This is a genomic window from Hyphomicrobium denitrificans ATCC 51888, assembly GCF_000143145.1.
GTDB classification, from domain to species: domain Bacteria; phylum Pseudomonadota; class Alphaproteobacteria; order Rhizobiales; family Hyphomicrobiaceae; genus Hyphomicrobium_B; species Hyphomicrobium_B denitrificans.
This window is the reverse complement of record NC_014313.1, coordinates 2,061,435-2,075,782: the sequence shown is the minus strand read 5'-3', so window position 1 is coordinate 2,075,782 and position 14,348 is coordinate 2,061,435. Positions and strand designations below refer to the sequence as shown.

Below are 14,348 nucleotides of genomic sequence, written 5' to 3'. Positions count from 1 at the left end.
TCATGCTCTGATCGGAGCGTTAGCCCGTCTGCTGTAAGCAAGCAATTTGGCGACGGCGCAGGAAGCCAGGCGTGTCCGAACATTGTCCGCTCGCGACGTCAGAATGATTGGCACTCTTGCTCCAAGAACGATTCCAGCAGCGTCAGCATTAGAAATAAACGTAAGATTTTTGGCGAGCATATTGCCCGCTTCCAAATCCGGTACGACAAGGATTTGCGCATGTCCCGCCACAGGCGACTTGATGCCCTTGACGCGCGCCGCCGTTAAACTGATGGCATTGTCGAACGCAAGTGGTCCATCCAGTTCTCCGCCGGTGATCTGACCACGATCAGCCATCTTGCAAAGCGCGGCTGCTTCAATAGTCGACGGAATGGCGGTGGTAACCGTTTCGACGGCCGATAGAATAGCAACTTTGGGCTTGCCGAGACCTAAGGCCGTGTAGAGGTCAATTGCGTTTTGGATGATATCACGTTTCGCCATCAGATCCGGCGCTATGTTAACTGCAGCATCCGTCACAAACAGCGTCTGTGAATGTGTGGGCACGTCCATGACAAACACGTGGCTAATTCGTCTTTCGGTGCGAAGACCCGTTTCTCGACTCGTCACGGCACCAAGGAGCTCATCGGAATGAAGACTGCCTTTCATGAGCAGTTCGGCTTTGCCGCTACGCACGACATCAACGGCCTTTGCGGCGGCGGCGTGGCTGTGCGGCACGTCGATGATCTCGAGACCATCGAGATTGAGACCAATTGTTCTCGCAATATCGATGATCTTTGCTTTTGGTCCCACGAGTATCGGGGTTATCAGTCCCGCATCCCGCGCTTCGATGGCGCCACGAAGTGATGACTCGTCGCAAGGCTGTGCTACGGCGGTCGGAAGCGGACTTAGACGCTGCGCCGCTGCAACCAGTCGTTCGTATTTTTCATGCCGATGAATTTTGGAGACGATTGCCTCTGCCATGGCGCCTCTCCTTCGGAAGTTTCACCACGCGATTGATAAAGAAATATCGCCGGGCATACCGCCGGGAAAACTGATGATTTCCGCGCGAAGTTTGTAGCCGAGCGGCCGCAATTCCTTGTCGTAGAAATCGTAAGCATCCTTGGCGAAACCTGTCAGCGTCGTTGGCCATTCCGCGTCGGCAATATTGATCCGCCTTCCACCGTCGCTGCAGTAGCTAGACGGGAAGGTGATGACCTCTAAATGATGATGGCCGTTTTGAGCGGCGATCCGAACTGCGTTGTTTATCCGCTCGACGGCTTCGGGTGCGACTTTGCGCGACATGAAAGCCTCGCGTAGCGCTCGGTCTTGTTGCTTCTTTTTGTTCGCTAACTGCCGATCGCGATCAACCTCTGCCATCTCCGCGTCAGAGCTAATCATCTTTAGGTCTTCGGGGCGAAGGAGTCCGGGCATTGCTACCTCCGTTTGTCTGGGGCCGACGAACCTTGCTCCCATTAATGCCGCTTTTCGGCTCTGCTGTTGCGCGATGTCGAAATGGCTGCCTGCTTTGCAGGCATCGTCGTGATGTCTTCACTTTCAAATAATGCTTCCACTTCCGCCAAGCGTTCACGCGCCAGCTTGCTGTGAACTCCGACCAATTCGATCATGCGATCGAGCTTGCCCTTCATTCGGGTTGCCAAGTCTGGATCGGTGGCGAGCATCTCTGGGATGGCGGCAACCGCGCGACGTTCATCAAGAAGCAACATCAAGAATTGTTCGCGCAGGATCTGTTTGAATGCGGCAAGATTCAAACCTTTGCCGGTTTCATCTCGCATTCTTCGGAGAAGATTGAAGCCGCGTTCATCCACGGCTCCATCGGGCATTCGTACATATAGCAGCGCACGAATAACTGCTTCCCGAGGACCACCATCGGCGAGCCTTTGCTTCAGTTCGGCTATTTTTTTCTCAACGAGAGCGTGATGCGCGGGATCATCTCCTACTCTGAGACGTGGAATTTCATCGGATGCCCTGAGACCGACTGCTGCCTGAAGAAATGGCGAACCGTAAATCGCATGAAACCATGCTTGCGACGTATCGTCTCGAGCATCCCTGTAGGCGTCGAGTGCCAGGACCATCCAGTCGCCGAACCACTCTTGCATCTGCCAAAAGATGTTGTCTTTTGAAACGGGTCGGCGCATTTCCCGAAGCCGAACGGCATCGGACGCCAGCGATCGGATGAATGGGTTGGCGCCTGAGAAGAATTCGTACTGCATGCGCAAAGGATGAAGCCGGCGCATCAATTCGGCTGAACTCTCATTCGTCCAGGTTTGAATCCAGGGCTGAACAAATGTCCGATAGAGACCAAGATTTATTTCGGAGAGCCGGGCGACGGTCGCAAACTCGCGGTCATCGTCCTCACTATTGCTGCCGAGCTCGCGAATATCATCCAAGCTGCGCGCTTCAAAACGAATAAGATAGTCGCCCAAAATGAGATCTGCCGTGGGATCGTCGGGATCCTTCGGCGTCATAACGGCTTCGTAGAGGCCCGGCGGCAACGTATCGATTAAATCGATGTTGTTCGCAAACTGATCATGCTCTTTTTTGGCAATAGACCCCGATACAAAAATTCCAAGATGCCCGATAGATTCGTGCACAGCATAGACGATCGTCTGCCCGTGGGCTCGAATGTCTTCAACGCTATCGTAAAGATCAATTATCCAGTTCAACGCTTGCGGCGGCGGCGTGATGTTGTCTGCCTTCGAACAGAAGATCACGATCGGCGAACTGATACTGCGAAGATCGATGAGGTTGCCGTTCGAAGACCTGACGGACGCCGATGACAGCTTGTTTCCAACGAACAATTCGTCGGCGATGAACTGCATCTCACCGGCGTTGAGAAGCACATGACCGCCCCACCATTGTTCAAATTCCAGATATCTCGGGGCTTCGGTGTCGATTTTGGAATAGAGATTGTAGTGCTTGGACCAAAGGGTATTCGCGGGATTGAGATTCTCGAAATTAGAAACCAACCACGCACCATCGAACTTGCCGTTTCCAACATCCCCGAGCAAAGCCGTCGTCCAAGTGCCGCCGAGCACGCCAGCGGTATATCGCATCGGGTTTTGTTTTGGCGCTCCAGCCCAATACGATAAAGGAGATCCTGCCACAATAATCGGACCAAAAAGCTCTGGTCGCGCCGCAGCAAGCATCATTACTGCCCAGCCCGCTTGGCAGTTTCCTATCACGGCCGGCTTACCATCGGCCTCGGGATGTAAACTGATCACGTGCTCGAGAAATTTCGCTTCCGCCTCAGCGATGTCCTCGATGGTTTGACTGCTAACGGGATCGGGAAGGAAGCCGATGAAGTAACAAGGGTGCCCCGCCTTCATCGCTACGCCGATCTCGCTTTGCGGCTTGAAGCCTCCAATGCCCGGCCCATGTCCGGCTCTCGGGTCGACAATCACGAAGGGACGCTTGAACTTATCCGGCTTCTTGCCGTCAGGTGGAATGATACGGGCAAGGACGTAATTTACTGGCTTTTTAAGCTCACGTCCGTCGAGCACGAGCTCGCAACTAAATTTCAGAACATGCGGCGCAACTTTCGCGGCATGTTCGTAATACTTAGCACTCCTTTGCTCCAAGACGTCGAGAAAGAGAATGCTCCGCTGCCAAGCGTCGATCGAATAGTTCCACGCGTCCTGCAACAGCCCAAAGGGCCATTGGACGCTAGTCTCGCACGCCGCTGGAATTGCGGGCTCGGCCATATGCGCTACTCAAAAAATCAGCATGCATATCAATATGCGTCAGCATATGCCGAGATTGCTTAAAATCAAGAGAGGAATCGTGACGGGTTCGATCCAAGGTTTTAGGCGCGAACACAGTAATACGTCTCATTCTAGGGTTCGGCCCTTTGGTGAACAAAGTTCGTCGCCACCCGAAGTCATTCCGACGATTGAGATTCCGCAGACGTTGCGTTGCATTGCTGCGCCAAGACATCCGACTTTAAAATTGAATTTTGATCCAGCGTCCACGCGACGTGATCCAATTCATTAATGCTGTCGTCGTCTGCTTGATGATCGACGGGATACCTATGGCGTGATCCGGTGGATGCTCATCTCAATTTATAAATCTATTGCCGTCGATGGCACGTCGGATCATTGTGAGAGTGGGCCCCTGGACCGAGGTCGCTCGGATATCCGGGTCTGCTGATGGTTTAATCGCATGGCCACTAACCCCGCCGCTTCGCCTACATCTAAGCAAAGCCAACTCCTGCCACCGCAATCAACAGGTGACCGGTCGGGCTTTAGCCGCTGGCTGCCGGGTCTACGGATATTGCGCCAATATCGACCGGTTTGGCTCAAACACGACATCGTCGCTGGGTTCGTTCTTGCTACGATGCTCGTTCCTGTCGGGATTGCCTATGCGGTCGCATCCGGCGTGCCAGGCATATATGGGCTCTACGCAACGATCATCCCGCTATTGGCGTACGCTCTTTTTGGCCCGAGCCGAATTCTCGTTCTAGGCCCGGATTCATCACTCGCCGCTGTTATTCTTGCGGTTGTTCTTCCTTTGTCGGGCGGAGATCCACTTCGCGCGATCGCACTCGCCAGCGCAATGGCAATCGTCTCAGGCGTCGTCTGCATCGGAGCAGGATTGATCAAACTGGGCTTTGTAACCGAACTCCTCTCCAAGCCCATACGCTACGGCTACATGAACGGTATCGCCCTAACGGTTTTACTGAGCCAAGTACCAAAACTTCTCGGTTTTTCCTTTGAAAGTCACGGTCCTCTCCGTGATCTGGGGTCGATCATGAAAGGCATAATCGGCGGGCGAGTGAATTGGACTGCGTTCTTGATAGGTGCCGGAGCGCTGCTCACGATCTTCGCGCTGAAGCGAAGTAAGGTGCCCGGCCTGCTAATTGCTGTCGCAGGAGCAACCGCGATCGTCGGAATTTTTGGGTTGAGCAAGAGTGCAGGCGTGTCGGTTCTCGGGTCACTCCCGCAAGGCTTACCCTCATTCGATGTTCCCTGGATCAATCTCGCAGATGTTACGACAGTTCTATCAGGTGGCCTGGCCGTCGCGCTCATCTCATTTGCCGATACGAGCGTTCTTTCTCGCGCCTACGCCGCGCGCACGCGAACATATGTCGACCCTAACCAGGAGCTGGTCGGCCTTGGCGTAGCCAATCTTGCCGCCGGTTTTTTTCAAGGCTTCCCAATCAGCAGCAGTTCGTCGCGTACTCCCGTCGCCGAAGCGGCCGGAGCTAAAACTCAATTGACCGGCGTTGTTGGTGCGCTGGCGGTTGCACTTCTCATTATCGCTGCTCCCAATCTCCTGCAAAATCTGCCTACGAGCGCTCTCGCTGCCGTTGTTATTGCCTCGGCTATTGGACTGGTCGAGATCCAGGATCTGATCCGCATCTATAAAATGCAGCGATGGGAATTCTGGCTTTCGATGTTGTGCTTCGCCGGCGTTGCCACGTTCGGCGCAATACCCGGGATCGCATTCGCAGTGATCATCGCCGTTATAGAATTTCTTTGGGACGGATGGAGGCCCCACTCCGCTATCCTTGGCCGGGCTAACGGGATAAGCGGCTATCACGATGTCAGCCGCTACCCGCAGGCTCGTCTCATCCCGGGACTTGTTCTCTTCCGTTGGGATGCCCCACTTTTTTTCGCCAACGCAGAACTGTTTCAGGCACGCGTCATTGGCGCTGTCGAGAATTCGCCGACACCCGTGCATTGGGTTGTTGTAACGGCTGAGCCCGTGACAAGCGTGGACGTCACAGCGGCCGATGTTCTCTCTGAACTTGAAAAAACTCTAAGAGAAGCCGGTATCAAACTTTCGTTTGCCGAATTGAAAGACCCCGTCAAAGACAAGTTGAAGCGTTTTGGATTGTTCACGCAGTTCGGAGAGCAATCCTTCTATCCAACAATTGGAGCAGCTGTGAGGGCATATCTCACGTTGCATCCCGTAGATTGGGTTGATTGGGAAGACAAACACCCGTCCGCATCCTGAGCGATAGAACATGCGATGTTGAACTGGTTCCTAGCCTTTGTGCCGATCGCGATCGTCCTCCATCATTTCGCGCCAGGACGGTATGAACTTGTTTTCATAACAGCGGCCATCGGCATTTTACCGTTAGCTGCGTGGCTCGGGCGGGCAACCGAGCAATTGGCAGACCGGTCGGGCGAAGGCATAGGAGGCCTTCTCAACGCAACTTTCGGCAATGCCGCAGAACTTATCATTGCACTCGCAGCTCTTCGTGCCGGCCTCTATGACGTTGTGAAAGCCACGATTGTGGGCTCGATCGTTGGAAATATCCTTCTGGTCCTTGGCGCTGCCATGCTAGCCGGGGGAATGCGATATCCGGAACAGCACTTTAACTTGGCAGGCGCTCGAGCGCAGGCAACAATGCTGACTCTGGCAGCGATCGCGCTCATCATTCCCGCCGCCTACCATGGCCTCGTGGGAGAGCTATACGCAGGCGGCGAGAAATCCCTCAGCATCTCGATTTCGTTGGTGCTTTTGGTCGTCTACTGCATGTTTCTTCTATTTTCGCTCTGGACGCACCCATCATTTTTTTGCGGCGTCAACCTGCCAGACGATGAAACAAGCTCGCAACCTTGGTCACTCTCATGGTCCATCGCCGTGCTCGCGATATGCACGTCGGCGATTGCGTGGTTAAGTGAAATTCTCGTCGGCACAATTGAACCGACGGCTCAGGCACTCGACCTCAGCGATATTTTCATCGGCGTATTTGTAATCGCGATTCTTGGTAACGCCGCCGAACATGCCTCCGCCATCACGGCGGCGATAAAGAACCGAATGGATCTCAGCTTATCGATCGCGATCGGATCGAGCATTCAGGTGGCGTTGTTCGTTGCCCCTTTACTCGTCCTGGCAAGTTTAATTATTGGGCCCGAGCCCATGGACCTTCTTTTCGGAAAGGGATTGATCCTCGCGGTGTTCGTCGCAGTCCTCATTACAGGCCAGATCGCAAGCGATGGGCGGTCGAACTGGCTAAAGGGCGTTCAACTTCTCGCTGTTTACCTGATCCTCGGTCTCGCCTTCTTTCTTACTCCGCGAGCCTGAAATAATCGGCTGTCGGTACTCGCCTCAATGCGATATAGAAAATCATATACGTTAAGCGTCGGATACATTCTTTGCGGCTCATATAGCCGAAATTGATTCGGTACTTTAAATTCGCGATTTTAAAGAACTCAGCCAGACTGGGATCGACAATGGAAAAAGGTAAAAGCGTTGACGCGCAGCTTGATGAAGAATCTCCTTCCGAAAAAAAGCTTAAACGCAAGGACTATGAGCGCGAGCTCAAGCGTCTTCACGTGGAACTCGTCAAGCTCCAGGAATGGGTGCGGCACGCAGGAAAGAAAATTTGCATCATATTCGAAGGACGCGATGGCGCCGGTAAAGGTGGAACCATCAAAGCTATCACAGCACGAGTAAGTCCGCGAATTTTCAGGGTGGTTGCGCTTCCAGCTCCAACCGAGCGGGAACAATCTCAAATGTACATTCAGCGCTATCTTCCACACCTGCCAGCGGGCGGAGAAATCGTAATTTTCGATCGCAGTTGGTACAATCGCGCAGGTGTTGAGCGCGTAATGGAATTCTGCTCGGAGAAGCAGGCCGAGAGATTTTTGAAGATCGTGCCCGATGTCGAGAAGGCGATCATCGACTCTGGAGTTATCCTGATTAAGTACTGGTTGGAAGTCAGTCCCGATGAACAAACGCGCCGGCTTGAGGCGCGCATTGATGATGGTCGAAAAATCTGGAAGCTCTCAAAGATGGATCTGAAATCCTACACCCGTTGGGATGAGTATTCACGAGCCCGGGATGAAATGTTTGCAGCGACAGACACCCCTTGGGCACCTTGGTACGTCGCGCGGTCCGATGATAAAAGAAAGGCACGGTTAAATATAATAGAGCATCTTCTTAGTCGCATTCCTTATACGGAGATAAAGCGCGAGAAGGTCAAACTTCCGAAGCGGCATGTTGCATCCATTTCTGAACGCGAAACACACTCATTCAAATTTATTCCCGAACCGCACTAAGGACCGACGCACCCGGGAGACGACATTTTATTGGAGTGGTCGCAGAGCTAGCTCGTTGATTTCGACCTCCGTACTCCCGCTCGGTGGGGTAAAAGTGTACTTTTCGGATTTCGGAACTGCTTCTTCCCAATTGTAGCCATTGGTTTGCTGGCTACCTTCATCGGAACTCCGGATGAGGGTCTTGCACGGAAGCGGCACACCATCTTCCCGAAGCCAGGCTGTCCATTTATCCGAATCGGCTTGGGACGTGTATTGCATGTCGTATCGGACGCAAGACAATCCACCAATGCGATCGACGCCCGTCTTTGTGACTTTCAGATCGCTGTCACCGCGTGCAACGTCACCAATCACCCCGAGAAATTGGAGGACCCGCGCTTGGAATGCGGCTAGTCCGGTAAATAAGTTCACGGCTTCAATCGGTCGTTCAGTTGCAGGCCGCTGCGCGTACTTCTTCTTTTTCTCATCGTAGATGGTGAAGACTTTTCCGTCGGACGTCATCAAATAGGAGAAACCGTCACCGGAAAGTTCAATGCGCAATAAGTTCGGGCGTTCGACATAGAAGTGAGCTGTGCCCCGAGAGGAACCAAGTGAAATATTTTGTGCGTCATACGATGTGGTGAACTGGATCGAGTTATTTTTTAGATAATCTTCCAAACGAGCGAACACGTCACGCGTATCGTCTGCCGCCGTCTTATCCCCCGCCTGGGGCAGCCCATTTGCCGCGAAGCATGTGCCCGCGCAAAGTGCATACAAAAACAGAAGAGGAATAAGCGGGATCAAATACGCTTTCGAAAATGAGCTGATTGATTTCATTTCAGCCTCACGCTGGAAACCAAATACCCGACGCTGGCACTCTTTGCCGCCAGCATCAGCCAGTCAAACGAATACGTCGTCGCGTCAAAGCACTTGCTCGTGTTGGTAAATTAAATCACGATCAAGAGTAATGTAGCGCATTATGGCGAGAGCTCGGAATATAATTTGTATATTAGCGGGTAACCGTCGCCGATTTTTCCGGCCGTGTTCGCCCAAGTAGGATTGTAGTTTTCAAAATCACCTGGGCACGCGTTTCCATTGCAAGGGTCATTAAGACGATGACTGCCGGTCGAAAAAGGCATACTCTATTTTGGTTTACTCACCCTCGGCCAATCATTCGGCCAACGTTTAATTGCACTTCTTGGCAGCAAGTCATTGTTGATGAGTTCAGGAGTTGTGCGTCATGAAGCCTAGTCTAAAGCTGAGCTTGGTATTTCTTTTCTCCATTTTGATAGGCTTTACTGCCCTTCTCTCCCATGCAGACGCCAGGCGGGGTGGAGGCTTTCGCGGCGGCGGATTCGGTGGCGGCGGCTTCGCCCGCGTGCACCGTGGGTCGTTCAATCGTGGCGGAGTCTATCGCAATTCAGCTGTTCGGCGGAACGTCCGCAGGAATGTCGTTCATCGGAATGTGCGAAGGAACGTCGTCCGTAGGAATGTCAGAAGGAACTGGGTAGTTGGCCGTCGCTACTACGGCGGGATCTACTATGGTCACGTTCGGCGCTACTGGCGTGGCAGATGGTGGGCATACGGTGTTGGCTCATGTTGGCGGCTCACACCTGACGGATTCTACGTTTGGGTCTGTTATTGAGATAGGCTTGTCATCACCCAACTGCCTTCTTAGCCGAGATCTAGTTTACTGCTGGATCTCGGTTCGTGCGCTCCTACACTTCGCTTCAGATAGTCTTAGGGATGAGACGCAAGTCGTCGTTTGACACGTCTTCCTGTCGATAAGCACTAATCGGCTGGTCGCCACAAACCTCTAGAAATTCACGTAGCTCGGCGCGTTTGCGTATCTCGGCTTTGGTGGGCCTACTCACGCTCACGAGCGGTCGTCTCAATGTATCTTTCGACGAGTATTGACGCGTTCTCTGCGGAATGAAGGGTGGGTGCTCGCGCATCTGAATGAGAGGGCGATGTCTCCGGTGTCGCAATTCTGTCGAATGCGACTTCGGAACTCACGGTAAGATCTTGGAGCAATCGAGTAAGAAAGCCATTGTTTTCAATGGGCTTCTATAAAACCAATGGCTTAGCTTAAATTGGCGCCCCGTAGGGGACTCGAACCCCTGTTGCCCACGTGAGAGGCGGGTGTCCTGGGCCACTAGACGAACGGGGCCGGCGCAAGCCCAGACGTGTAGTCGGTCGGTGCCGTTCGATCAACCCCGAAAACAGCGTCGAAGACGCGCAAGCCGAAACCGGTACCGGACAGCATCAGTGCCAGCATCAGTGCCGTTGGCGGCCAAGCCGGAATTAATCAGTGCGTGCGGCCGACGGGCTAGTTTTTCGGCAGCGCCTCAACCGGCTTTACATCGACGACCCGGCGGCCTGTATTGAGGTCGATGATCGTGATGTCGGTCCCTTCAGGGCCGTCATGATGGATAGCGAGCCGATTGCCGGAAAGCGAGATCGATACAACTTTAGAGCCCTTCGGAACTTCGAGCGTCACCTCGCCGGTGGTCCGCCAGGCGGCGCTGATGCTCGGAATTCCTTGCCCTGCCGGTGCCGATGTCGACAGCCCGATCACTTTCACGATGACGGCGCCGAGGCCCATGAGGATCAACGCCCCTAAACCAAGGACGACGATCTTGAGGTTGCGCTGCAGCTTGTGTTCGCGCATCACTTCCGACGAGGTCGGCTCACCGTTGCTCATTCTGATCGTGCTTCTTTCTTTTCACCGTTCCTGATCGTGCCAGATACTACGAAATCCCATGACGCGATCGAGCTGACTGCCGCCGCAGAGGACGCCGGTCAGCGCCTCGATCGCTGGCTGGCGCAAAAGATCGAAGATCTGAGCCGAGCCCGCATCCAAGCGCTGATTCGCGACGGCTACGTCAGCGACGGCGGAACGATACGAGAGGCGCGCACGCCGGTCAAACCGGGCATCACCTATAGGGTCGAACTGCCGCCTGCGAGCGAACCGGATGTCGCTGGAGAGACCCTGCCGCTGTCGATCGTCTATGAAGATGCGGACCTCATCGTCATCGACAAACCCACAGGGCTTGTCGTGCACCCGGCGGCCGGCCATGCCTCAGGGACGCTGGTCAATGCGCTGATCGCGCATTGCGGTGACAGCCTCTCCGGGATCGGAGGCGTCAAGCGGCCCGGCATCGTCCACCGGCTCGATAAAGACACGTCCGGACTGCTCGTCGTGGCGAAGACGGATGCCGCGCATCAAGGGCTTGCGGACCAGTTCAAGAGCCACGGCCGCGACGGCCGGCTGTTCCGGAGCTATCTCGCGTTCGTCTGGGGGCGGCTGCCGCTTCCGAAAGGAACGATCAGCGCACGTCTCGGCCGCAGCCAGGCCAACCGCACGAAAATCGCGGTCGTGCGCGGCGAGGCGGGACGTTCCGCGACGACTCATTATGAAGTCCTCCAAGTCTTTCCGGGAGAACGCTCGACGGGCGACGTCTCGCTCGTCCGGCTGGTGCTCGAAACCGGACGTACGCATCAGATCCGTGTGCATCTCGCGCATATCGGACATCCCGTTTTGGGGGATGCGGTCTACGGCAGTGGTTTCCGGACGCGGCTCGCATCTTTGAAGGAAGCGGCGCGTGCGGCGGCTTCAGAGCTGTCGCGCCAGGCTCTGCATGCCGAAACACTGGAGTTCGAGCATCCGACCAGCCTGAAAAAGCTCAAATTTTCCAGTGAATTGCCCGCCGATCTCAGCGATCTCGCAATTGCGTTCGCAGCGACGGAAAAGCCCAAGAAGAAACGTTTGTAGTGAGTATCGCAATCAGCGGTTAATCCGCTCGCGCGACGCTCAAAACGTCGTGACAGGAACCACCGATGAATTGCGAGATTTAACGACTATGTAACGTGCGGCGTTGGGGGCGCGAAGATAGACTCCCACGACATGAAGGGAGCGACGGACCGTACCGCTTGAAGCGGGTGAAGGTCCGTAGAGGGCTTATGGCTGCAACAAAAGGTCTTCCGACGCTGGCTGGCGGGTCGCTCGGCCTCTCGCGGTATCTCGAGGAGATCCGCAAGTTTCCGATGCTCGCACCCAACGAAGAATACATGCTCGCCAAGCGTTGGCAGCAGCATGAAGATTCCGACGCGGCCGAAAAATTGGTCACGTCGCATCTTCGCCTCGTCGCGCGCATCGCGATGGGCTATCGCGGCTATGGCTTGCCGATCGGAGAAGTGATCTCCGAAGGCAACGTCGGCTTGATGCAGGCGGTGAAACGGTTCGACCCGGAAAAGGGCTTCCGCCTCGCCACATATGCGATGTGGTGGATACGCGCATCCATTCAAGAGTACATTTTGCGCTCGTGGAGCCTTGTGAAGATGGGCACCACGGCGGCGCAGAAGAAGCTCTTCTTCAATCTTCGGCGCGCCAAGAGCCAGCTGCAGGCACTGGACGACGGTGATCTGCGACCAGAGCACGTCAAGGCGATCGCGACCAAGCTCGGCGTTCCGGAAGAGGATGTGGTGAGCATGAATCGCCGTCTCGGCGGTGATGCTTCGCTCAACGCGCCGATCCGCGCCGAATCGGAGTCCGGTGAATGGCAGGACTGGCTCGTCGACGATACGCCGACGCAGGAAGACCGGCTCGTCGAGGACGAGGAACTGCGGCGGCGCAAGTCGTACCTCTCTTCGGCCTTGTCGGTGCTGAATGACCGTGAACGCCGCGTTTTTGAACAGCGGCGTCTGGCGGAAGAGCCGGCGACGCTTGAAGAACTGTCGGCCGAGTTCGGCGTCAGCCGCGAGCGCATTCGCCAGATCGAGGTGCGCGCCTTCGAGAAGGTTCAGAAGGCGGTGACCTCGACGGCGCGGCGGGCGGAAGCGCCGGCGGCGTAACGCGTTCATAGACCTGGCCGTTTGTTTCTTGACGCGGCCAGGTCTGCCCCTTACCGACAAATCTGCTTTCGAAGCATGGCGGCGCCAACCGGTGCCGCCATCATCATATTCATTGCTTTTTTCATGCGCAGACGGTTTGCTCTCGTCTTCAATTCCAAAGCTGGCGTCGCGATCCCGCGCCTGCTCGACGGTGTGCTCGGCGTCATGCGGGGAGCCGGAGCAAATGTCTTTCAGCTTCCGGCGCGCAGTGCAGCCGAAGCCAGTGAACGGGCGGCGGACGTCGCGCGGCAAGGCAATTGCGATGCCGTCATTGCTGCGGGCGGCGACGGCACGTTCCGCGCCGTTGCGACGGGTGCGGCCAATACTGAACTGCCGATCGGGTTCGTGCCGCTCGGCACGGGCAATGTCCTGGCGCACGAGATCAGGCTTCCGCGTCGCGCCGCGGACGTTGCGCGCGTCCTGCTTGAAGGAGCGGAGATTGACGTCGGCGGCGGCACGGTCAACGGCGCGCCGTTCTTCCTGATGGTCGGCGCCGGATTCGACGCCCGCATCGTCGCGCGGTTGAACTATCGCACCAAGCGCGTGCTGGGCCGCGCAGCTTACGGCTATCCGGTCATCAAGACGCTTGCGGAAGGCGTCGAGCATTTCGACGTCGAGCTGGACGGGCGGCGCTTCGCGGCAAGCTGGCTGATCCTGACGTTCGCGAGCCGCTATGGCGGGTCCTTCGTGCTGACCCGCGAAACGGGCGTCGGACACGATCGCTTGATCGCGGTCGTCATCGAGGCGCGCTCGCGTCTTGCGATTGCGGGAAGCGCGATTTCGCTCGCCTTGGGTCGCCTCGGCGATCCGGCATCGTGTCCGTCAGGCGTGCATGTGCTGCCGGTGCGGCGTGCGCTAATCGGACGTCAAACCACGGTGGCGCTTGAGGTCGACGGCGACGAGGCGGGCACGTCGCCGGCTGAGGTGAGCGCGGACGGCCCGCGCATTCGGCTGATTGTCCCGGATGTGTATGTTGCTGATCTCACGGATCGTCATACGAATCGCGTACCCTGAGAACTGTGAAGCGTTGTGAGGCTTAGCCTTACAACACGTGCGAGCGTCAGAGCGAGATACGGGGGTCAATGCCCTTTTCTTCTCTGAACCGGATCCTCAAGGGCCGGCAGATGGCTATGAACGGCGCGTGGCAGCAATGGACAGGGCTGCCCGAGGGAGCGTCGCTCAGGCTCAGGTTCGTCGCCTTCACGACCTTGTCCACCCCTTCCCGCTACTTCGATGTCGACTATCCGACGTTAGCGCGCCGCTCAGCGAGCCCGTGTGCTGAGCGTATGCGTGCGTTTCGCCCGACCACGAAGACCACCTCGCCCTTGCGGCGGGGCCGCGGACATCTGGAAGATGGAGTGCCTCATGCAGAAGCGCTATCGCCGGCCAGCCGACTTTCTAAGACCACATGCGAAAAATGCTCCGCGTGAACTGTCGAGGAAACCGCGCTGGTTGTTTCTGCTCTGGCGA

11 protein-coding genes and 1 tRNA gene are annotated in these 14,348 nt (G+C 55.9%); 6 read left to right on the top strand and 6 right to left on the bottom strand.

Annotated elements, in window-relative coordinates; all coding sequences use genetic code 11:
* The 3 genes from HDEN_RS10005 to HDEN_RS09995 are packed head-to-tail and all read right to left on the bottom strand — an operon-like array spanning position 1 to position 3,701.
* Positions 1 to 960 carry a phosphate acetyltransferase gene (locus tag HDEN_RS10005; protein ID WP_013215988.1) on the bottom strand — a complete coding sequence of 320 codons (960 nt, stop codon included), beginning with the start codon at positions 958 to 960 and terminating at the stop codon, positions 1 to 3.
* A 21-nt stretch (positions 961 to 981) separates the two neighbouring features.
* Positions 982 to 1,410: a hypothetical protein gene (locus HDEN_RS10000; RefSeq protein ID WP_013215987.1), complete on the bottom strand. Its 429-nt coding sequence runs from the start codon at positions 1,408 to 1,410 to the stop codon at positions 982 to 984.
* Positions 1,411 to 1,451: 41 nt separating this feature from the next.
* Complete coding sequence (locus HDEN_RS09995; protein ID WP_013215986.1) at positions 1,452 to 3,701, bottom strand: DUF3141 domain-containing protein; 2,250 nt, start codon at positions 3,699 to 3,701, stop codon at positions 1,452 to 1,454.
* Between the two features lie 457 nt (positions 3,702 to 4,158).
* On the opposite strand from HDEN_RS09995, the gene HDEN_RS09990 reads away from it, so the two are divergent.
* The 3 genes from HDEN_RS09990 to ppk2 all read left to right on the top strand — a co-directional run bounded on the left by HDEN_RS09990 (position 4,159) and on the right by ppk2 (position 8,009).
* The gene (locus HDEN_RS09990; RefSeq protein WP_013215985.1) at positions 4,159 to 5,955 is read left to right on the top strand and encodes a SulP family inorganic anion transporter; all 1,797 of its coding nucleotides are present in this window, start codon (positions 4,159 to 4,161) and stop codon (positions 5,953 to 5,955) included.
* 15 nt (positions 5,956 to 5,970) lie between these two features.
* Positions 5,971 to 7,032, top strand: coding sequence for a calcium/proton exchanger (gene cax, locus HDEN_RS09985; protein ID WP_013215984.1), 1,062 nt, complete (start codon positions 5,971 to 5,973; stop codon positions 7,030 to 7,032).
* Positions 7,033 to 7,181: 149 nt separating this feature from the next.
* A complete protein-coding gene (gene ppk2, locus HDEN_RS09980) occupies positions 7,182 to 8,009 on the top strand; it encodes a polyphosphate kinase 2 (protein WP_013215983.1) in 828 nt (275 codons plus the stop codon).
* Between the two features lie 27 nt (positions 8,010 to 8,036).
* Here the strand turns inward: ppk2 and HDEN_RS09975 are convergent, their stop codons facing one another.
* The 3 genes from HDEN_RS09975 to HDEN_RS09960 form a co-directional block, all read right to left on the bottom strand.
* Complete coding sequence (locus tag HDEN_RS09975; protein ID WP_013215982.1) at positions 8,037 to 8,822, bottom strand: DUF2092 domain-containing protein; 786 nt, start codon at positions 8,820 to 8,822, stop codon at positions 8,037 to 8,039.
* Between the two features lie 1,257 nt (positions 8,823 to 10,079).
* Positions 10,080 to 10,155 (bottom strand) — tRNA-Glu (locus HDEN_RS09965).
* Positions 10,156 to 10,314: 159 nt separating this feature from the next.
* Positions 10,315 to 10,689, bottom strand: a complete 375-nt coding sequence (locus HDEN_RS09960; RefSeq protein WP_013215980.1) for a hypothetical protein — start codon at positions 10,687 to 10,689, stop codon at positions 10,315 to 10,317.
* A gap of 36 nt (positions 10,690 to 10,725) precedes the next feature.
* Here HDEN_RS09960 and HDEN_RS09955 point away from each other — a divergent pair, with 36 nt between their 5' ends.
* The 3 genes from HDEN_RS09955 (at position 10,726) to HDEN_RS09945 (ending at position 13,892) form a co-directional block, all read left to right on the top strand.
* Positions 10,726 to 11,760: an RluA family pseudouridine synthase gene (locus HDEN_RS09955; protein WP_013215979.1), complete on the top strand. Its 1,035-nt coding sequence runs from the start codon at positions 10,726 to 10,728 to the stop codon at positions 11,758 to 11,760.
* Positions 11,761 to 11,948: 188 nt separating this feature from the next.
* On the top strand, positions 11,949 to 12,839 hold the full coding sequence (rpoH, locus tag HDEN_RS09950; RefSeq protein WP_013215978.1) for an RNA polymerase sigma factor RpoH: 891 nt from the start codon (positions 11,949 to 11,951) through the stop codon (positions 12,837 to 12,839).
* Positions 12,840 to 12,962: 123 nt separating this feature from the next.
* Complete coding sequence (locus HDEN_RS09945) at positions 12,963 to 13,892, top strand: diacylglycerol/lipid kinase family protein (RefSeq protein ID WP_041921977.1); 930 nt, start codon at positions 12,963 to 12,965, stop codon at positions 13,890 to 13,892.
* The last annotated feature ends 456 nt before the right edge of the window (positions 13,893 to 14,348 follow it).

Coding starts and splice junctions, on each gene's coding strand:
- HDEN_RS10005 (WP_013215988.1), bottom strand. CDS start 960: ATGGCAGAGGCAATCGTCTCCAAAATTCATCGGCATGAAAAATACGAA.
- HDEN_RS10000 (WP_013215987.1), bottom strand. CDS start 1,410: ATGCCCGGACTCCTTCGCCCCGAAGACCTAAAGATGATTAGCTCTGAC.
- HDEN_RS09995 (WP_013215986.1), bottom strand. CDS start 3,701: ATGGCCGAGCCCGCAATTCCAGCGGCGTGCGAGACTAGCGTCCAATGG.
- HDEN_RS09990 (WP_013215985.1), top strand. CDS start 4,159: ATGGCCACTAACCCCGCCGCTTCGCCTACATCTAAGCAAAGCCAACTC.
- cax (WP_013215984.1), top strand. CDS start 5,971: ATGTTGAACTGGTTCCTAGCCTTTGTGCCGATCGCGATCGTCCTCCAT.
- ppk2 (WP_013215983.1), top strand. CDS start 7,182: ATGGAAAAAGGTAAAAGCGTTGACGCGCAGCTTGATGAAGAATCTCCT.
- HDEN_RS09975 (WP_013215982.1), bottom strand. CDS start 8,822: ATGAAATCAATCAGCTCATTTTCGAAAGCGTATTTGATCCCGCTTATT.
- HDEN_RS09960 (WP_013215980.1), bottom strand. CDS start 10,689: ATGAGCAACGGTGAGCCGACCTCGTCGGAAGTGATGCGCGAACACAAG.
- rpoH (WP_013215978.1), top strand. CDS start 11,949: ATGGCTGCAACAAAAGGTCTTCCGACGCTGGCTGGCGGGTCGCTCGGC.
- HDEN_RS09945 (WP_041921977.1), top strand. CDS start 12,963: ATGCGCAGACGGTTTGCTCTCGTCTTCAATTCCAAAGCTGGCGTCGCG.